The following is an 18,021-nucleotide window of genomic DNA, read 5'->3' as shown; positions in this document are numbered from 1 at the left end:
GGCGCGGGCGCCGGGCGCGGGCGGGCCGGCGTGCGACATCGCGCTCGTCGATCGACGCGTGCGGTGTCGCAGGATGCGTTCGCATCCGATGCGGGCGCACGGTCCGACGTGACGCGCGTCGATCGACGCGTGCGGTGTCGGCGACGTGACCCACTGCCGGACGGGAGGCGCGGGGCGGGCTGGCGGCGTGCCTCCCGGCCGGTGGCGGGGCGCGTCGGGACGTGGGGTCGCGTGACCGGGCGGGGTCGCGTTCGACCGACGCGTCAGGACGCGGGCGTGGCGTGCACGAGGAACTCGACGGCGCCCGCGTCGTCGACCTTCACGAAGCCGAGGTCGGGGGCCTGCACGCCGAAGTCCGAGAAGGTGATCGGGACCGTGCCGGACACCGCGACACCGTCGCCGTCGAGCCCGATCTGCAGGTCGGCGCGGACCGGCTTCGTCACGCCGTGCAGCGTGAGTTCCCCGTCGGCCCGGACCTCGGTCGTGCCCGAGCCGCTCGGGACGGCGTCGGTGATCGGTCCGGTGAGCGTGAAGGTCGCCTGCGGGAAGGCCGAGACGTCGAGGGCGGAGTCGCGGAAGTACGAGTCGCGCTGCGCGGAGTCCGTGGCGATGTCGGCGACCTGCACCGTGACGGTCGCCTCGGTGATCGTCGTGCCGTCGACCCGCGCCGAACCGGTGACGCTGTCCGTGCGCCCGGTCACGGTGACGTCGGAGCCGTTGAGGACCTCGTGCACGCGGTACCCGGCCTCGGAGTCGCCGCCCACGGTCCAGTCGCCGGACAGGTCGGCCGTGTCGAGCGTCGACGGGGCGCGGCTCGCGGCGACCGAGGGCGCCGCCGACGCCTTCGCGTTCTCGCTCGACGTGTACACGTTCGTGCCGACGGCGACGCCGACGACGGCGAGCACCGCGACGAGCAGGACGATCCCCGCCCAGACGAGGGGCTTGCGGCTGGTGGGGCGCTGGCGCGGGTCGGTGCTCACCCGCGAACGGTGACACGTCCTCCTCAGGAGAGCCTGTGGAGCGGTTCGCTACGCTCGCACGGTGCAGCAGCGGTTCCGGTGGGTCGAGGGCGTCTCGCTCGCCGTGGTGGTCGTCCTGGTGCACGCTGTGCTCTGGTGGCTCGCCACGACCGCGCCGAACCTGCCGCTGGGTGACGTCACCATCACCTACCGACGGTGGATCGAGGTCGGACGGATCGACCACTCGTGGGTCGGGGTCGACTCCGACTGGGTGTACCCGGTCTTCGCGCTCGTGCCGATGGCCGCTGCGGCCCTCGGCGGCACCGCGGCGATCGCGACCGGCTGGCTCGCGCTCATGGTGCTGCTCGACGCCGTCGCCTGTGCCTTCCTCTGGCGGTTCCGTGCGTTCGGCGTGCGGGTCGTCTGGTGGTGGCTCGTGTTCCTGCTCGCGCTCGGACCCATCGCACTCGGCCGGATCGACACCGTGGCCACCGCGATCGCCCTCGTCGGCGTCGCCTTCGTCGTGACCCGTCCGGTGGTCGCGTCGGCGCTCTTCACCGCAGCGGCCTGGACGAAGGTGTGGCCGGCTGCGTTGGTGGGCGTGCTGGTGCTGCTGCGTCGGGGACACCGGAGTGCCGTCGTGACCGGGGCACTCGTCGTGACCGGGCTGATCGTGCTCGTCGACGTGCTCTACGGCGGAGCGCCGTACCTGCTGTCCTTCGTGACCGAGCAGAGCGACCGGGCGCTGCAGATCGAGGCCCCGCTCGCGACACCCTTCATGTGGGCGGCAGCGCTCGGGGTCCCCGGAGCGGCCGTCTACTACGACCGCGAGATCCTGACGTTCGAGGTGTCCGGAGCTGGCACCCACGCAGCGGCCGCGCTGTCGACGCCGCTGATGGCCGTGCTCGTCATCGGCGGCGTGGTCCTCGCGCTGCTCGCGGTCCGGCGGGGCGCCCGTCGCACCGAGGTGGCACCGGTCCTCGCGCTGCTGTTCGTCGCGGTGCTGATCGCGGTGAACAAGGTCGGGTCGCCGCAGTACGTCGGGTGGTACGCCGTCCCCGTCGTCTGGGGGCTCGTCGCCGGGTACCCGAGCGCGCGGCGCTTCCTGCCGGTCGCGATCGGGGTGCTGCCCCTGGCGCTGCTGACGCAGGTGATCTACCCGGGGTTCTACGACGAGCTCCTCGCGGTGCACACCTGGATGGTGTTCGTGCTCACCGTGCGGAACGTCCTCGAGGTCGCCGTGCTGGTGTGGGCGGTCGTCGTGCTGGTACGGCTCGCGCGGCGCTCGCCGGAGCCTTCGTCGGTGCGGGTGTCCGAGCCGCCGGTGCGCGGGGGAGTCGACCGGGGCAGGATGGACGCATGATCGTCGCGTTCTCCGTTGCTCCGTCCGGTGGTCCCTCGGCATCGTCGGACGGGTCCGTGCACGACGCGGTCGCCGCAGCGGTGCGCGTCGTCCGCGAGTCCGGTCTGCCGAACCGCACCTCGTCGATGTTCACCGAGGTCGAGGGGGAGTGGGACGAGGTCATGGACGTCGTCAAGCGCGCCACCGAGGCCGTCGGTGCGTACGGCACCCGGGTGTCCCTCGTGCTCAAGGCCGACGTCCGCCCCGGGCACACGGGGGAGATCGACGGGAAGCTCGAGCGGCTCGAGGCGGCGCTCGGCGACTGAGCCGGTCCCGGGCCGCCCGCACGACCGTGGATCGGCCCCGCGCGGTCACCGCGCAGGTGTGCGGACGAACACGAAGTCGGGACGGGGGACGTCGAGCGATCCGGTGAAGAAGGCGAGTCCGGCATCGGTCGGGTACCCCTGGCGGACGAAGCGGTCCGCGAACCGGAACCGGATCCCCGGTGCGCTGCCGTCCGCGAGTGTCCACTGCCCGGAGAAGTCCGACGAGGAACGGCCCTCGGAGCAACCGGGAGGGCTCGTGTCGGCGTTCCTGGTCCGGCACGCCAGGGCGTCCGGGATCCCGCGAGCGGTGTAGGTGCCGTCCGCCGACACGACGAACTGCGCGGGCTCGGAGCCGTCCTGCCCGGCGAGCTGCCACGTCCCGGTGTAGTCGGGAGGTCCGGATGCCATCGACCCGGCGCAGCTCGTCAGCACCAGGCACAGCGCGGTGACCAGGGCTGCCAGGCCCGTCCGGAGTCCTGTCGCCACGGTCAGAAGTACATGCGGCCGGTGTTGCTGTCGCGCTCGGCCTGGCGGAGCGCCTCGGCGATCTCGGGGTCACTGCCGTCGTACTGCCGCGAGCGTGCGCCGAGGTCCGTCAGGTGGTGCATCCACAGCCACAGCCCCACCGCGACGAGCAGGACGACTCCGGTCACGATCCACCACCCCATGGCCCGATGCTACGCCAGCTGGGAGGTGCAGGACACGCCGATCGCCTCCCCGCGGTGTCGGTGGTCGGGTGTCTCATGGTCTCCACCGAGCCGCACCGGTGGCTCGGGACGACCCGGACGACGACGAGGAGCGCGTGATGATGCACGACGGCTGGTGCCCCGACTGCGACCTGCAGACGGTCGTCATCGACGGTGACGAGCAGACCGGCGACGCCTGGGCGAGCTGCACCGAGTGCGGGTCCGGGTGGGTGCACCGCGACGAGCTGCCCGAGCTGGCGTCGGCCGGGGCGCGCGAGGAGCGCCGCGCGGCCTGAGGTCCGTCGAGCACCGACGGCGCCTGTCGCGCCGGCTCGTCCGGCGGGAGCCGGTCTTGCTCCGCGGTGGCGTGTCCGGCTGATGTCGAATCGATTCGGCCCGTCGTCTTCCGTCGGCTGTTTGGAGCGGTCTACACTGCTGGGACCGGGCCGCTGCACGTGTGCTCGGACCGTTCGACGCCGAACACGGACCGACCCCGTCGCCGTCTGATCGCCGTACCGCCGTCGTGCGCGTGCCGGCGGGAACGGGACCGTGTGCATGCCGTGCGGCGTGGCGATCCGGTCGATGTCCCGGCGAGCGAGCCGGGATCCGGCTCCGTCCTCCCGCCCCCGTTCCCCCCCCCCCAGATCCAGACAGGTCGCATGACGCTCACCACGCCGACGCAGCGCGCGTTCGCCCTCATCGCCCTCGCCCTCGGTGGCTTCGCCATCGGGTCGACCGAGTTCGTCGCGATGGGCCTGCTGCCGAACATCGCCGAAGCCCTGCTCCCCGCGCAGTACGCGGCCGACCCCGCCGCCGGGGTCGCGCACGCCGGCTGGCTCGTCAGCGCCTACGCGCTGGGGGTCGTGGTGGGTGCGCCGACGATCGCGGCGATCTCCGCCACGTTCCCGCGCAAGGGCCTGATCCTCGTGCTCCTCGTCGGCTTCGTGGTCGCCACGGTCGCGAGTGCGGTCCTGCCGAACTTCGGGCTCGTGCTCGTCGCACGCTTCGTCGCCGGTCTGCCGCACGGTGCGTACTTCGGCATCGCGTCGATCGTCGCGGGCGAGATCATGGGGCCGGGCAAGCGCGGCAAGGGCATCGCGATGGTGATGCTCGGCCTGTCGATCGCCAACGTCGTCGGCGTGCCCGCCATCACCTGGATCGGGCAGAACGCCGGCTGGCGCATCGCGTACGGCGTCGTCTCGCTGCTCTTCGCCCTGACGTTCCTCGCCGTCGCGGCCTTCGTCCCGCGGAGCGCCGCCGACGAGCACGCGACCGTCGGACGGGAGCTCCGGGCCTTCCGATCGCCGCAGCTCTGGATCGTGATGGGGCTCGGTGCGGTGGGCTTCGGCGGGTTCTTCGCCGTCTACTCGTACATCTCGCCGCTCGTGCAGAACGTCACCGGACTGCCCGAGTCCGCGGTGCCGCTCGTGCTCGTCGTGGTCGGCCTCGGCATGGTCGTCGGCGGGGTCCTCGGTGGGCACCTGGCGGACCACAGCGTCAAGCGGACGATCTACATCGGGATGCTCGCGCTCATCGGCGCCCTGCTCGTGACCGTCTTCACCGCCCAGTGGGTCTGGGGGGTGTTCCTCGGCGCGTTCCTGCTCGGAGCGACCTCGTCGGCGATCCCGCCGGCGGTGCAGTCTCGCCTGATGGACGTCGCCGGCGACGCTCGGACCATCGCGGCGGCGCTGAACCACTCGGCGTTCAACATCGGCAACTCGCTCGGCGCGGCGCTCGGTGGAGCGGTCATCGCAGCCGGGTTCGGGTTCCTGGCCCCCGCGTGGCTCGGTATCGTCCTCGCGCTGCTCGGTCTGCTCGTGACGATGGTCAGCTACGGCGTCGAACGGCGGACGGATCGCCGCTCCGCCCTGCGGTCGTCGTCGCCGTCGACCGGGCCGATCACCGCGCCGGTGCCGACGGTCTGACCGGAGTCGACGCACCCACACGACGGACGGGAGGCCCGTGGCGGTGTCGCCACGGGCCTCCCGTCCGTCGTGTGGAGCGACTACAGCCCGACCGGGCTGCCGTCCTGCACGATGATGCCGTCGGTGATCGCACGCTTCCGCAGCGCGACCTTCGTGCCGACGTCGAAGCCCGCGACGCGGTACTTCTCGCGGATGCGCTTGAGGTAGCTCTTCGCGGTCTCCTCGGAGATGCCGAGCTGGTAGGCGACGCTCTTGACGGGCTCGCCACCGCCGTACAGCGCCATCACGCGGCGCTCCTGCGCGCTGAGCTTCGGCACGCCGCCGACGTCGCCGCTGTTGATCGCCAGGTCGAGCTCGGCGGAGACGTACTGCTCGCCGCGCTGCGCGGCACGGATCGCCTCGACGATCATGTCGGCGTCCTCGCTCTTCACGAGGTAGCCGAGAGCGCCGGAGCCGAGGGCCTCGCGGACGACGTTCGGCTCCGAGTACGTGCTCATCACGACGGTCTTCACGCCGGCGGTCTTGAGCGTCGAGATCTTCAGCGAGACCGGGATCGAGTCCTTGAGGTCGAGGTCGAGCAGCACCACGTCGACCGGGAACGCCGGGCTCGTCAGGAGCTCCGGCCAGGTCGTGACGGCGGCGACGAGCGTGATGTCGTCGGCGGCGCTGCGGATCCACTCCGTGAGCGCGCCGAGCAGCATCCGGTGGTCGTCGACCAGTGCGAGTCGGATCGGTTGCTCTGGAGTCGCCATCAGGCGTCCTTTCTCGAAGGCGGTGCACGCCGATCCTAGGTGTCGGACCGTCCGGGCTGGGGATGTCGGCCGGGTGTCCGGCAGTTCGCGCCCGTCTACATCGACGGGTGTCGATCGACGACGCAGTGCGAGACGACGCGGAGCACGCCGTCGCGGAACGACTCGGTGTACGGGCCGATGCGCTGCAGGGCGCTCCATGCGGTCGGGCCGAGGCGTCGGCGCGGGGTCCCGCGCGACTCGAACACGATCGGGACGTCCATGCGCTCGTCGGACACCGGGTGCCCGTCGGAGCCGATCGGACCGAGCGTGACCGAGACGACGGGGGCACCCGGCTGTGCGGGGCGACCGTCGCCGACCATCTGCCACAGGGCCTGCAGCAGGCCGTCCCGCTGGGCGGGGCCGAGGTGCCCGGCGAGGGACTGCGGATCGGCCACGCTGACGGCGCGCCCGAGGTGGTCGGACTCCGTGATCGCGTGGTACAGCCACGTCTCGCGGCGTCCCTCGATGAGGTGCAGGCGCAGCTCCGTCGCCAGCGACGCGGCGACGGAGGCCGAGGCGTCCGAGAGCGGCAGCGGGTCCGAGCCGTTCGCGACGGCGTCGAGGAGCTTCTCGGCGGCCAGGTCGAGCCGGGCGAGCTCGTCCGACGCGAGCATCCCGACGGCGAACTGCGGCGCCTGGACGTTGCTCTGCACGAGCACCCGGTCCAGCTCGCGCTGCACGAGCTGGCGGAAGCGGTGCACCACGAACAGTGCGATCGACGGCGGGACCACCACGAGCGCCAGCAGCGAGACGATGCCCGGCAGGGTCGCCGGGGTGATCGGCGTCGACACGGCCGCCATCACGGCGAACCCGAGACCGAGCACCGCGATGGCGGCGGCGACCTCGCGCGCGGGCCGGAGCGTCGCCACCGGGAGCAGGGCGAAGCCGGCGGCGACCGAGGCGCTGGCGGTGTGCGCGATGTCGTGCTCGGGGAGGATCCCGACGAAGTCGAGTGTCACGACGCACGCCAGGACGGCGCATATCAGCGCGAACGCGGTGCCGGTGAGCCGCTCGCCGTAGGTCATCAGGCTGAGGCCGACGCCGATCGCCGCGACCAGGTACAGCGCCCAGGCGCCGGCGGGCAGCCACGGGTTCGCGTAGTCCGGCAGCCGGACCAGGAAGAAGACGATGCCGGCGACGGCCTCGATCGCGGTGAGGACCGCGGCGCCGAGGCCGAGGTAGCCGGCTCCGAGCGACGCACCGGGCTTGGCGGCCTGCCGGAGCGAACGGGCACCGGTCGAGGTCGAGGGGAGCCCGCGGGCCTGCCGTCGCTCGCTGCCCCGGTAGCGCTCGCGCGCTTCGCGTCGGGTCCGCGGTGCCGGCTGCACGGTCTCGCCCGGGAGCCCGCGGTTGATGGTGTCCTCGGGGACGCGGGTCATCGGGGAGCCTCCAGGACGACGGTGGTGCCCGATCCCGGGGCGGAGAAGAGCTTGGCGTCGCCACCGACCTCGCGGAGGCGGTTGACGACGCTCTCCTTGTAGCCGAGGCGCTCCGCGCTCACCGCGTCGAGGTCGAAGCCGACACCGGCGTCGGTCACCATCGCGCGGACGGTCTCCTGGTCGTGGACGATCGTGACGTGCGCCTCACCGACGCCGGCGTGGCGCCGGACGTTCTCGAGGCACTCGCCGAGGGCCAGCAGGAACGCGTCGAGCACGTTCGACGGCAGCAGGACCTGACCGGTGCCGTGCCAGCTGACCTCGAGCCCCATCCGGCCGAAGCGCTGCTTGACGGACTCGAGGGTCTGGCCGAGCGGCGACTCCTCGACGCGGGTGAGCGAGTAGTCGCCGGACTGCTGGGGCTGCGGGGTCGCGCCGAGTCGCAGGTGCCGGAGGAGCCTGGCGTCCTCGGCGGCCTGCTCGCGCATCGCCTGCTCGGACACGCCGACCCCGGAGTGGGCCAGGAGCGTGAGGGTGGCGAGCACGGTGTCGTGCAGCAGTCGGGCGCCCTGGCGTCGCTGCGCCTCGGTCTCGCTCGCCTGCCGTTCCGCGCGGTGCGCCGTGCCGATGCTCTGGATGCGCCGGGCGACGCGGGGGATGCTGCGCGCGATCCACACCGAGACCACGGCGACGAGCACCCAGCCGAGCACCACACCGGCGGTCGGGCCGGAGAGTGGACCGCCCGATGCCCAGACGACGGCGCCCACGGCCGCGACTCCGGCGACGATCGTCATCGCGAGCCCGACCGGCGCGCCGCGCTGCGCCATCAGCGGGGCGGACAACGACCCGGCCGCCAGCGGCACGACGGCGCTGGCGACGACGGACCGCACGTCGGGGTCGGCACCGAGCAGCAGGAGCGCGAGGGCCCCGAGGCCCGAGGCGAGTGCGAGGGCGGTCCACCACACCGACCCGTTCGTGCCGAAGACGAGCAGCGCCGCGATGAGCACCGCGATGCAGGCGAGCGCGCCGAGCAGGGGGACCAGCGGGACCGCGAGTGAGCTGACGATGCCGACGACGGAGACCAGGGCGCAGGTGATGCCGACGACACGGGTCGTCGACCGCAGCAAGCGGTCGCGTTCCTGTGCGATGAAGTCCATCGGTGTCCTGGTGGTGACGTCGGTTCGGTCGGGTCCGGTGGTTCGCCGGACCCCGCGGGCGGGGTACCCGTCGCCATCATTCCACGCGGCCCACCCGTTGTGGGGTGTTCGGCACGCGGACGTGGACAGATCGGTCCGCGGGTGCGCCGGGCGCGCCGCGCCCGTACCGCGCCCGTACCGGGCCGTTCAGTCGAGCAGCCGTCGCAGGTGCGCCCCGACCGCCTCGTGCTCGATGAGGAAGCCGTCGTGTCCGAACTCGCTGTCGAGCACCGCGGCCCGGTCCCCGTCCAGCGTGTCGGGGATCCCCGCCGCGATCCGGTGCTGGTCCTCGAGCGGGAACAGGCGGTCGCTCGACACCCCGACGACCAGCGTCCTGGCGGTCACCGCCGCGAGCGCCGCCGTCACCCCGCCGCGCCCGGCCCCGACGTCGTGCGAGTCCATCGCGTGCGTGAGCGCGACGTACGACGAGGCGTCGAACCGCCGGGTGAACCGGTTGCCGTGGAAGTCGAGGTAGCTCTCGACCGAGAACCGACCGTCGTCGCCGAGCGGGGAGACGTCGCTCTGCCACGACCGCGCGAACCGCCCGTTGAGCTCGTCCGGCGCGCGGTAGGTCATCAGCGCCATCCGCCGCGCGAGCGACAGCCCGCGGTGCGGTCCCTCGCCGACCGCCGCCTCGAAGTAGTCACCACCGGCGTACGCGGGGTCGGTCTGGATCGCGGCACGCTGCAGCGAGTTCGCGGCGATCTGGTCCGCCGTGGTCTGGGCGGTCGACGCCAGGACCGCGAGCCGGGCGACCCGGGAGGGGTGCGCCACCGCGAACTCGAGCGCGTGCATGCCGCCCATCGAGCCGCCGACGACGGCGGCGAAGACGTCGATGCCGAGCGCGTCGGCGAGCTGCACCTGGACCGCGACCTGGTCGCGCACGGTCACGAACGGGAAGCGCGACCCCCACTCGACGCCGTCCGGCGCCACCGAGGACGGGCCGGTCGTGCCCTGGCACCCGCCCAGCATGTTCGGGGCGACGACGAACCACCGGTCGGTGTCGATCGCCAGGCCCGGTCCGACGACGTCGCCCCACCAGCCCGCCGTGCGGTGCCCGGGTCCGGCCGGACCGGTGACGTGCGAGTCGCCGGTCATGGCGTGCAGGAGCAGCACCGCGTTGCTGCGCGCGGCGTCCAGCTCGCCCCACGTCTCGTAGGCCACCCGCACCGACGGGATCCGTCCGCCGCGCACCCACTGCTCGCCGAGCGCGGCGAACCGCCGGGAGCCGGGGTGGTCGCCCGGGCGCCAGGCGCCGGTCACGGGCGGCTTGCCGAGCGTCCCGAGCTCGGTCCCGGGCACGAGGGTGGACGGGACCGAGTCCTCGGGGATCGTCTGCCAGTCCATCGTGTCCAGTCTGCCGGGAGGCACGCCCCACCTCCGCCGTGTTACGTCACGCCCGGCGCGTCACCGGCGCGTGCTCCGCGAGCGGGACGGGCCGGGCCGGGGCGCTACGCCCGCTGGCCCTCCTGCGAGACGGCCCGCGCCGCCGCGAGCCCCGCCTCGAGGTCCGCGCGGAGGTCCTCGACGTTCTCGATGCCGACCGAGAGCCGCACCAGGCCCGGGGTGACCCCGGTGGTGAGCTGCTGCTCGGGCGTGAGCTGCGAGTGCGTCGTCGACGCCGGGTGGATGACGAGGGAGCGCACGTCGCCGATGTTCGCCAGGTGCGAGAACAGCCGCAGCTCGTCGACGAACGCCTTGCCGGCCGGCACCCCGCCCTTGAGCTCGAACGACAGCACGGCACCGACACCGCGCGGCGCGTACCGGTTCGCCGCCGCGTACCAGGGCGACGTCGGCAGCCCGGCGTACGACACGGAGGCCACCTCCGGGTGCCGGTCGAGCCACTCCGCGATCTCCTGGGCGTTCGCCACGTGCCGCTCCATGCGCAGCGACAGCGTCTCGATGCCCTGGAGCAGCGCGAACGCCGTGTCCGCCGAGTTCGACGCGCCGAGGTCGCGGAGCAGCTGCACCCGGGCCTTCACGACGTAGGCGAGCTCGTTGCCGACCGCCTGCGCGAACACCGCGCCGTGGTACGAGGGGTCGGGGGAGTTGAACTCCGGGAAGCGGTCGGCGTGCTCCGACCAGGCGAACCGTCCGCCGTCGACGATCACGCCGCCGATGACGGTGCCGTGGCCGCCGAGGAACTTGGTCGCCGAGTGCACCACGATGTCGGCACCGTGCTCGAACGGCCGGATGAGGAACGGCGTCGCGATCGTGTTGTCGACGATGAGCGGCAGGCCTGACTCGTGCGCGACGCTGCTGACGCCTGCGATGTCGAGCACGTTGATCCGCGGGTTGCCGATCGTCTCGGCGAAGAAGAGCTTCGTGTTGGGGCGGACGGCGCGACGCCACTCCTCGAGGTCGTCCTGGTCCTCGACGAACGTCGTCTCGATGCCGAGCTTCGCCAGCGTGTACTTGAACAGGTTGTACGTGCCGCCGTAGATCGACGACGACGAGACGATGTGGTCACCGGCCCCCGCGATGTTCAGCACGGCGTACGTCTCGGCCGCCTGACCGCTCGACACCAGCAGCGCGCCCGTGCCGCCCTCGAGCGCGGCGATGCGCTGCTCGACGACGTCGTTCGTCGGGTTCATGATCCGCGAGTAGATGTTGCCCGGTTGCGCCAGCGCGAACAGGTCGCGGGCGTGGTCCGAGTTCTCGAACACGTACGACGTCGTCCTGTAGATCGGCGTGGCCCGCGCCCCGGTGGTCGGGTCCGGCTGCGCGCCGGCGTGGACCTGCGTCGTCTCGAACCGCCAGGCGGCTGCGTCGTTCGTGCTCATCGGGGCTCCTGTCGGGTTCGGTCCGTCGTCGGGTCGCTGCGGACGACCGGGAGGCCCGGGGCATCGTCGCGACGTCCGTCACGCTACGCAGGTGGCGGGGCGGGCACCAGCGGGGCCGCCTCGCGACGTAACGCGCGTGCGTGGCGCGCGTCCGTGGAGTCGACGCGACCAGCCGAGGGACGGGAGCGGCGCGGTGCGGTGCGCCGTGCCTCCCGGCCGGACGCGTCGGCCCCCGCCTGGCAGGATCGGACGGGACGAGAGGGGGCGTCGTGCGCGCTCAGGACGTGGCGGACAAGAAGTTCCAGCCGACGGTGTTCCGGAACGGGTACTCGCAGGACGACGTGGACGACCTGCTGGACCGTGTGCAGGCGACGTTCGCCGCCGCCGAGCAGGGCGGCCGTCCGGTGACGGGACGGCTGGCCGGCGCACGGACGGTGACCCCGGAGGACGTCGCGTCGTCGCGCTTCCGTCGGACCCGGATGAAGTCCGGGTACGACTGCGACGAGGTCGACGACTTCCTCGTCGAGGTCGTGGTCGCGCTCCGGGCACTCGCCCGCTGAGCGGTCAGCGCTCGACGGGCTCCCGGCGGAACAGCCAGTCGACGTTCGGCTCGAGCAGCCAGCGCATGCCGCGCCGCACGAACGGTTGCGCGAGGAACAGGCTCACCGCGCACGCCACGGCGACCATGAGCAGCACGTACGGCCACGCCGAGTGCTCCCCGGCCAGGACGCCGGACTCGCGGATCGGGTAGAGCACGAACGTGTGCAGCAGGTAGACGTACATGGTCGCTGCGCCGAACCGGGTGAGCCAGACCGTCCTGCGGGGCACGAGCAGCAGGAACGACGCCGTCAGCACGGTGGCGAGCAGCACCAGGCCGAGGCGGACACCGCCGGCCCACCAGGCGTCCTCGCCGAGCCCGGAGTACGAGTCGTCGTAGAAGAACCAGTGGTGCAGGTCGAAGCCCTTGAACTGCGGGATGAACAGCACGCACGCGGCCGCCCACACCGCGAAGACGACGACCGCGGCCGCGCGGAGACGGACCACGACCCGCCGGGGGGCCTCGTACCAGCGGTCGAACACCCCCCACTGCTTGACCTGCCACCCGAGCAGGAAGAACGGCAGCAGGCTGATCGCCCGTCCCAGGGAGAACGTCGAGTCGACGTTGTCGAGGTACCCGACGCCGACACTGAGCACCACGGCCCAGACGAGCGGCCACCGCAGGATCGCCAGGTAGGGCAGGATCAGCCGGAAGATCCCCAGCGCGAGCAGGAACCACAGCGTCCAGGTCGGCTTCGTCGGGTTGAACTCCTTGCCGCCCTCGACGATCGCCTGCACCACCGTCCAGATCGTCTGCATGACGATGTACGGCACCACGATGTCCGTGAAGGTCCGCCGCATCCGCTCTGCGGTCGGGGTCGCCGCCGACGAGAAGTACCCACTGATGACGCCGAACGCGGGCATGTGGAACGCGTAGATGAAGGTGTAGAGCGCGAGGGCGTGCTCGCTGCCGGCCGTCTGCCGCTGGATCGCGTGACCGATCACGACGAGCGTGACGGCGACGAACCGAGCCGTGTCCCACATCGGGATGCGTCGCGGCGACCGGCCCGGCTCGAGCGGCGTCGCCGGAGCCGAGGGCGCGGGGGGAGCGGCGTCCGTCGTCATGGCCGGTCACGTTACCGGATCGTGACCTCGACGGGTCGGTACGGTGGTGCCGACACCCACTGGAGGAAGCCATGGCAGCACGTCCCGACACCGGTCGACCCGACACCACCGAGCGGCTCGCCGTCGTCACGGGGGCGAGCTCCGGCATCGGTGCCGCCACCGTCCGGCTGTTCCGCGAGCGCGGCTGGCAGGTGCTCGCCGTCGCCCGTCGTCAGGACCGGCTCGAGGCGCTCGCCGCGGAGACCGGGGCGTCGTTCCTGGTCGCGGACGTCACCGACGCCGACGCCGTCGCGGCGCTCGCCGCCCGGGTGGACGAGGCCGGCGGCGCGGACGTGCTCGTGAACAACGCCGGCGGAGCACTCGGGTCGGCGAGCGTCGAGGAGTCCGACGTGGAGGACTGGCGCGCCATGTTCGAGGTGAACGTCATCGGCACGAAGCGGATCACCGCCGCCCTGCTGCCGCAGCTCCGGCGCCGTGCGGCCACGGCCCGGGTCGCGGACATCGTGACCGTGACGAGCACCGCGGGACACGTGGCCTACGAGAACGGCGGCGGGTACAACGCCGCCAAGTTCGCCGAGCACGCCCTGGTCGGCGCCCTGCGGCTCGAGCTGAACGGCGAGCCGCTGCGCGTGGTCGAGATCGCGCCCGGGCTCGTCAAGACCGACGAGTTCGCCCTGACGCGCTTCCGGGGCGACCGAGAGAAGGCCGAGGCGGTGTACACCGACGTGCCGGGGCCGCTCGTCGCCGAGGACGTCGCCGAGGCCGTCGTGCACGCGGTCGAGCTGCCGGCGCACGTCAACCTCGACCTGGTGACGGTGCGACCGGTCGCGCAGTCGGCACAGCACAAGCTCGCCCGCGGGCCGCTGACGCCCCGGAGCTGACACCGGGCGCGCGGGTACGTCCGGGCACGCCGCCCGTCCGGGCACGCCGCTCGTCCGGGCACGCGCGCTGGCGGGCCGTGTGCCGGTCCCGGCGCGCGCGGTGTCCGGGCGCGGGTCGCGGCGGGTGGCTCCCTGCCGGTACCGTGGGCGGATGCCGATCAGCAGCGAACCCGGGCAAGCCGCGCAGGCTCCCTCGACCGTGACCGTGACGAGCGGGCCCGAGGTGCTCGGTTGGCTGGAGTTCGGTGACGCGGCGCGGCTGCTCGCCAAGGACGTCCTGTCGTCCGGCTTCGAGCCCGAGGTCGTCGTGGCGGTCGCGCGCGGCGGGCTCATCATCGCCGGCGCCGTGGCGTACGCGCTCGGCACCAAGGAGTGCGGCTCGATCAACGTCGAGTTCTACACCGACGTCGAGCAGCGTCTCGACGAGCCGGTCATCCTCTCGCCCGCCCTCGACGCGCCGAGCCTGGCGGGCAAGCGCGTCCTCGTGGTCGACGACGTCTCCGACTCCGGCCGCACCCTGCGCCTGGTGGTCGACATCATCCGGAACGCCGGCGCCGACGTGCGGAGCGCCTGCCTGTACTCGAAGCCCGGCACCGTGCTCGAGCCCGACCACGTGTGGCGTCGTGTCGACGGGTGGATCACCTTCCCGTGGAGCGCCCTCGCCCCGGTGACGGCCGAGTCGTGAGCATCCACCTCGTCGGCGGGGGTCCCCTCGTCGCGGCCGACGTCGCCGCCCCGTTCCTGGCCGAGGCCGCCGCGCGTTCCGCCGCGGTCGGCCGGAGCGTGCCCCGGATCGCCCTGCTCTCCGTGACCGGCTCGTCCGGTGCCGCCCCGTCGTCGACCGCCGACATCGCCGAGGTCCTCGGTGGCGCCCGACAGGCCGAGGTCCTGGTGACCGAGGTCGCCGCGGGCGAGGTCTTCGCCACGACGGTGCTGAGCGACGTGGACGCGCTCGTGATCGGCGGCGGGGTCACCCCGGCGTACCTCGACGCGATCCAGCCCCTCGTCGACCAGATCCGGCTCCTCGTCTCCGACGGGCTGCCGTACCTCGGCTACTCCGCCGGCGCGATGGTCGCCGCAGACCGGGCGCTCGTGGGCGGGTGGCGCATCGGCGGCGTCGAGGTCTGCCCGCAGGGGTCGTCCGAGGGCCTCGACGAGGTCGAGCTCCGCGAGGGGCTCGGGCTGGTCGACCTGACGATCGACGTGCACGCCGTGCAGGCCGGCACGCTGGCCCGACTCGTCGCGGCGGCCGAGGCGGAGTTCGTCACGGCCGGGCTCGCGATCGACGAGGACACCGCGCTGGTCGTCGGCGAGGGTGCGCTCGAGGTCCGCGGGACGGGCAGCGTCTGGCGCGTGGTCGCCGGCGACGAGTCCGTCTCCGTCGCGACCATGGGCGCCTGACCCCCGTGCGCCCGCACCCGCTGCGCGACCTCGTCGACCCCGGGTGGGCCGAGGCCCTCGCACCGGTCGAGGCCGACGTGCACCGGATGGGCGACTGGCTCCGCGACGAGGTCGCCGCGGGTCGGCACTACCTGCCGGCCGGTGACGTCGTGCTGCGTGCCTTCACGCAGCCGTTCGACGACGTGAGGGTGCTCGTCGTCGGCCAGGACCCGTACCCGACACCCGGACACCCGATCGGGCTGTCCTTCGCCGTCGACCCGCACGTGCGACCGGTCCCGCGCAGCCTGGCGAACATCTACCGCGAGCTGCACGACGACCTCGGGGTGACGCCTCCGCCGCACGGCGACCTGCGGGCGTGGTCGGAGCAGGGCGTGCTCCTGCTCAACCGGGTGCTGACCGTCGAGGCCGGTGCCGCCGGCAGCCACCGCGGCAAGGGCTGGGAGGCCGTCACCGACCAGGCCGTCCGTGCGCTCGTCGCGCGGGGGAAGCCCCTCGTCGCCGTCCTGTGGGGCGCCCAGGCCGCGTCGGTCCGCCCGTTGCTCGGCGACACCCCGGTCGTGGCGTCGGCGCACCCGTCCCCGCTCAGCGCCTCCCGCGGGTTCTTCGGCAGCCGGCCGTTCTCGCAGGTCGACGCGCTCCTCCGCGAGCAGGGCGCCGACCCGGTCGACTGGACGCTCCCCGCCTGACACCCCTCGTGGTGCGATGGCCCCGGGCGCATCGCAGCCCGTAGGCTCGGACCGTGCTCGAGGAGGAATACCAGCGCCGTCGTGTCCTGCCGCGACACCTGCGTGCGCCCGTGCCCGCCGAGGCGACGTTCTCGTACACGATCCGGGCCGCTGAACCGCGGGACCTGCCGGACGTGCGCGAGATCCACACGCACTACGTCCGGAACTCGTCGGTGACCTTCGACCCGGCGGCGTTCACCTTCGCCCGCTGGAAGCAGCGCTACGACGAGGTGCGCCGGCGCGGGCTGCCGTTCCTCGTCGCCGAGAACCCCTCGGGGCAGATCCTCGGCTACGCCCTGGTCGACCCCTGGAACCCCCGCGACCGGTCGAACCACGTGGTCGAGGACTCGATCTACCTCGGTGCCGCGTCGGGCGGGAAGGGTCTCGGACGGGCCCTCATGGAGGCGCTGCTCGCGGAGTGCCGTGCCGCCGGCGTCCGCGAGGTCATCGCCGTGATCGCCGACCGGCAGGCCGAGGCCTCGATCCGGCTGCACGAGCGACTCGGCTTCGAGGAGGTCGGCCGCATGGGCAAGGTCGGCTACAAGTACGACCGCTGGCTCGGCACCGTCACGATGCGGCTGCGCCTGCGCGGCCCGCGGTTGTTCGCGCGCGCCGGGCGCTGACGCGAGCGCTCCGAGGCTGCGCCCTCGTGGCGGTGTCCGACGTGCGCGAGACGCCGGCGTCGGCGCGGAGCGCCCTCGACGTGCGCGAGACGCCGCCCGGATCGCGGCGTCTCGCCACCCGGGCGGCGTCTCGAGCATCCTGCGGCGTCCTGCACGGGTGCGGGCCCTTCGGTGTCGGGCGGCGCCGGGCGGGAGGCGCGTGGCGGGGTCGCCGCGAGCCTCCCGGCTGCCCGATCCTTCCCATGACGTGTGCGATGGCTGGTCGTTCCGGGCGTCCCTGGTGCTCTGGGAACGTCAGGTACGCCCGGTTCCGTCAGGTACGCCCGGTTCCGTCAGGTCCGCCCGATTGCGCCGGGCTCGCCCGGTTCCGTCAGGCGCCCGGCGCCTCGGCGATGAACTCGTCACGGGTCACGCGCAGCAGCGCCGTGGCCGCCTCGCCGGCAGCGGCGGCGTCCCCGGCGACCACGGCGAGCGCCACCGCCTCGTGACGGACCGCGGCGTCGCGGGTCCAGCGGGAGATGGTGTCCCGCGACTCCGACGTCCGCGTCCGCAGGAGTGCCTCGACGGTGCCGGCGAAGTGCGTGAACACGGCGTTGCCCGACCCGGTCAGGAGTGCGCGGTGGAAGCGGACGTCGGCCTCGAGGTAGGCGCGACTGTCCTCCCGGCCCCAGGCGTCGAGCATGTCCCGCGCGGCGAGCAGGAGCGCCTGACCGGGCGAGCCGGTGTCGCCGGTCAGCCCGGTGTCGCCGGACGAGCCGGAGTCGTCGGACGCTCCGGCGTTCCCCGCGACGAGGGCCGCTGCGACGGGTTCGACCCCGAGACGGAGCTCGAGCAGCTCCCGCTGCTGCACGAAGTACGCGGGCGAGGCGCCGCGCCACCGGATGACGGTCGGCGCCAGGAGCTCCCACGACGACACGGGGAGCACCTGCGTGCCGACCCGCTGCCGGGGCTCGACCAGGCCGAGGGACTGCAGGACGCGCAGGGCCTCGCGCACGACGGAGCGGGAGACGCCGGACTCGGATGCGACGAGCTCCGGCCGGACGACGGTGCCGGCGGGCAGCACCCCGTCGACGATGCGCTGGCCGAGGGTCTCGAGCACGTGGGCATGGAGGCCGCGGGCGGTGGTCATCGTTCCTCCGGTCGTGCTCTGCGGGACGGACGGCGCGTGACGGTCCCGTCCCTGTGACGCGGACTCCATCGAAGCGGCAGAATGCGCCGGACGGCGGGTGCCGCGCGGCAGATCGTTGTACAGTCTGATTTATCAGATTATTGGGGTGCCCGATCGGACACCCGGAGGCGGCCGCGCCGAGCGGCCGTCCGGAGCGTACGACACGCACACGCACAC

At 73.1% G+C, this 18,021-nt stretch carries 19 protein-coding genes and 2 pseudogenes; 11 read left to right on the top strand and 10 right to left on the bottom strand.

Annotation, left to right across the window (positions count from 1 at the left end):
- Nucleotides 1-263: 263 nt before the first annotated feature.
- Entirely contained in the window at nt 264-980 is a 717-nt protein-coding gene (locus tag ACH0A8_RS12905) for a YceI family protein (protein ID WP_326496411.1), read from the bottom strand.
- A gap of 61 nt (nt 981-1,041) precedes the next feature.
- Here ACH0A8_RS12905 and ACH0A8_RS12900 point away from each other — a divergent pair, with 61 nt between their 5' ends.
- Both ACH0A8_RS12900 and ACH0A8_RS12895 read left to right on the top strand, forming a co-directional pair.
- A complete protein-coding gene (locus ACH0A8_RS12900) occupies nt 1,042-2,322 on the top strand; it encodes a DUF2029 domain-containing protein (RefSeq protein WP_066654736.1) in 1,281 nt (426 codons plus the stop codon).
- Nucleotides 2,319-2,627 carry a thiamine-binding protein gene (locus ACH0A8_RS12895; RefSeq protein WP_066654734.1) on the top strand — a complete coding sequence of 103 codons (309 nt, stop codon included), beginning with the start codon at nt 2,319-2,321 and terminating at the stop codon, nt 2,625-2,627. The genes ACH0A8_RS12900 and ACH0A8_RS12895 overlap by 4 nt, the downstream gene beginning before the upstream one ends.
- 45 nt (nt 2,628-2,672) lie before the next feature.
- On the opposite strand, the gene ACH0A8_RS12890 is transcribed toward ACH0A8_RS12895, so the two are convergent.
- Complete coding sequence (locus ACH0A8_RS12890) at nt 2,673-3,113, bottom strand: hypothetical protein (protein WP_066654732.1); 441 nt, start codon at nt 3,111-3,113, stop codon at nt 2,673-2,675.
- A gap of 2 nt (nt 3,114-3,115) precedes the next feature.
- Complete coding sequence (locus tag ACH0A8_RS12885) at nt 3,116-3,295, bottom strand: hypothetical protein (RefSeq protein WP_066654730.1); 180 nt, start codon at nt 3,293-3,295, stop codon at nt 3,116-3,118.
- A gap of 98 nt (nt 3,296-3,393) precedes the next feature.
- On the opposite strand from ACH0A8_RS12885, the gene ACH0A8_RS12880 reads away from it, so the two are divergent.
- Together ACH0A8_RS12880 and ACH0A8_RS12875 are read left to right on the top strand one after the other, a co-directional pair.
- A complete protein-coding gene (locus ACH0A8_RS12880; protein ID WP_066654728.1) occupies nt 3,394-3,609 on the top strand; it encodes a hypothetical protein in 216 nt (71 codons plus the stop codon).
- Between the two features lie 363 nt (nt 3,610-3,972).
- Nucleotides 3,973-5,238, top strand: coding sequence for an MFS transporter (locus tag ACH0A8_RS12875; RefSeq protein ID WP_066654725.1), 1,266 nt, complete (start codon nt 3,973-3,975; stop codon nt 5,236-5,238).
- Nucleotides 5,239-5,318: 80 nt separating this feature from the next.
- Here ACH0A8_RS12875 and ACH0A8_RS12870 read toward each other — a convergent pair whose 3' ends face one another.
- The 5 genes from ACH0A8_RS12870 to ACH0A8_RS12850 form a co-directional block, all read right to left on the bottom strand.
- Complete coding sequence (locus ACH0A8_RS12870) at nt 5,319-5,990, bottom strand: response regulator transcription factor (RefSeq protein ID WP_066654724.1); 672 nt, start codon at nt 5,988-5,990, stop codon at nt 5,319-5,321.
- A gap of 95 nt (nt 5,991-6,085) precedes the next feature.
- Nucleotides 6,086-7,408 (bottom strand): hypothetical protein, encoded by a 1,323-nt coding sequence (locus ACH0A8_RS12865; RefSeq protein ID WP_066654722.1) that lies wholly within the window; start codon nt 7,406-7,408, stop codon nt 6,086-6,088.
- Entirely contained in the window at nt 7,405-8,562 is a 1,158-nt protein-coding gene (locus ACH0A8_RS12860; RefSeq protein ID WP_066654721.1) for a sensor histidine kinase, read from the bottom strand. Before ACH0A8_RS12860 ends, ACH0A8_RS12865 begins: the two co-directional genes overlap by 4 nt.
- Before the next feature lie 186 nt (nt 8,563-8,748).
- Nucleotides 8,749-9,948 (bottom strand): homoserine O-acetyltransferase, encoded by a 1,200-nt coding sequence (locus ACH0A8_RS12855; RefSeq protein ID WP_271826028.1) that lies wholly within the window; start codon nt 9,946-9,948, stop codon nt 8,749-8,751.
- A gap of 104 nt (nt 9,949-10,052) precedes the next feature.
- A complete protein-coding gene (locus tag ACH0A8_RS12850; protein ID WP_066654715.1) occupies nt 10,053-11,384 on the bottom strand; it encodes a bifunctional o-acetylhomoserine/o-acetylserine sulfhydrylase in 1,332 nt (443 codons plus the stop codon).
- Nucleotides 11,385-11,524: 140 nt separating this feature from the next.
- On the opposite strand from ACH0A8_RS12850, the pseudogene ACH0A8_RS12845 reads away from it, so the two are divergent.
- Nucleotides 11,525-11,746, top strand: a pseudogene (locus ACH0A8_RS12845) (DivIVA domain-containing protein); the annotation flags it as partial.
- A 72-nt stretch (nt 11,747-11,818) separates the two neighbouring features.
- Nucleotides 11,819-11,935, top strand: a pseudogene (locus ACH0A8_RS12840) (DivIVA domain-containing protein); the annotation flags it as partial.
- Nucleotides 11,936-11,948: 13 nt separating this feature from the next.
- Here ACH0A8_RS12840 and ACH0A8_RS12835 read toward each other — a convergent pair.
- Nucleotides 11,949-13,046, bottom strand: coding sequence for an acyltransferase family protein (locus ACH0A8_RS12835; protein ID WP_271826027.1), 1,098 nt, complete (start codon nt 13,044-13,046; stop codon nt 11,949-11,951).
- 71 nt (nt 13,047-13,117) lie between these two features.
- Here ACH0A8_RS12835 and ACH0A8_RS12830 point away from each other — a divergent pair, with 71 nt between their 5' ends.
- From ACH0A8_RS12830 to ACH0A8_RS12810, 5 genes are all read left to right on the top strand, one after another.
- Nucleotides 13,118-13,927, top strand: a complete 810-nt coding sequence (locus ACH0A8_RS12830; protein WP_406907322.1) for an SDR family oxidoreductase — start codon at nt 13,118-13,120, stop codon at nt 13,925-13,927.
- Between the two features lie 151 nt (nt 13,928-14,078).
- A complete protein-coding gene (locus ACH0A8_RS12825; RefSeq protein WP_235426338.1) occupies nt 14,079-14,612 on the top strand; it encodes a phosphoribosyltransferase in 534 nt (177 codons plus the stop codon).
- Nucleotides 14,609-15,328, top strand: a complete 720-nt coding sequence (locus ACH0A8_RS12820; RefSeq protein ID WP_406907321.1) for a Type 1 glutamine amidotransferase-like domain-containing protein — start codon at nt 14,609-14,611, stop codon at nt 15,326-15,328. The genes ACH0A8_RS12825 and ACH0A8_RS12820 overlap by 4 nt, the downstream gene beginning before the upstream one ends.
- Nucleotides 15,329-15,333: 5 nt before the next feature.
- Nucleotides 15,334-16,014 (top strand): uracil-DNA glycosylase, encoded by a 681-nt coding sequence (locus ACH0A8_RS12815; protein ID WP_406907320.1) that lies wholly within the window; start codon nt 15,334-15,336, stop codon nt 16,012-16,014.
- Between the two features lie 53 nt (nt 16,015-16,067).
- Entirely contained in the window at nt 16,068-16,676 is a 609-nt protein-coding gene (locus ACH0A8_RS12810; protein ID WP_251159722.1) for a GNAT family N-acetyltransferase, read from the top strand.
- A gap of 370 nt (nt 16,677-17,046) precedes the next feature.
- On the opposite strand, the gene ACH0A8_RS12805 is transcribed toward ACH0A8_RS12810, so the two are convergent.
- Nucleotides 17,047-17,805: a FadR/GntR family transcriptional regulator gene (locus tag ACH0A8_RS12805; RefSeq protein ID WP_406907319.1), complete on the bottom strand. Its 759-nt coding sequence runs from the start codon at nt 17,803-17,805 to the stop codon at nt 17,047-17,049.
- Nucleotides 17,806-18,021: the final 216 nt, after the last annotated feature.

Source organism: Curtobacterium sp. 179-B 9B NHS (assembly GCF_045370965.1).
In the GTDB taxonomy this organism is placed as follows: Bacteria; Actinomycetota; Actinomycetes; order Actinomycetales; family Microbacteriaceae; genus Curtobacterium.
Note: the sequence above shows the minus strand (reverse complement) of the source record. Positions and strands in the feature narration are given on the sequence as shown.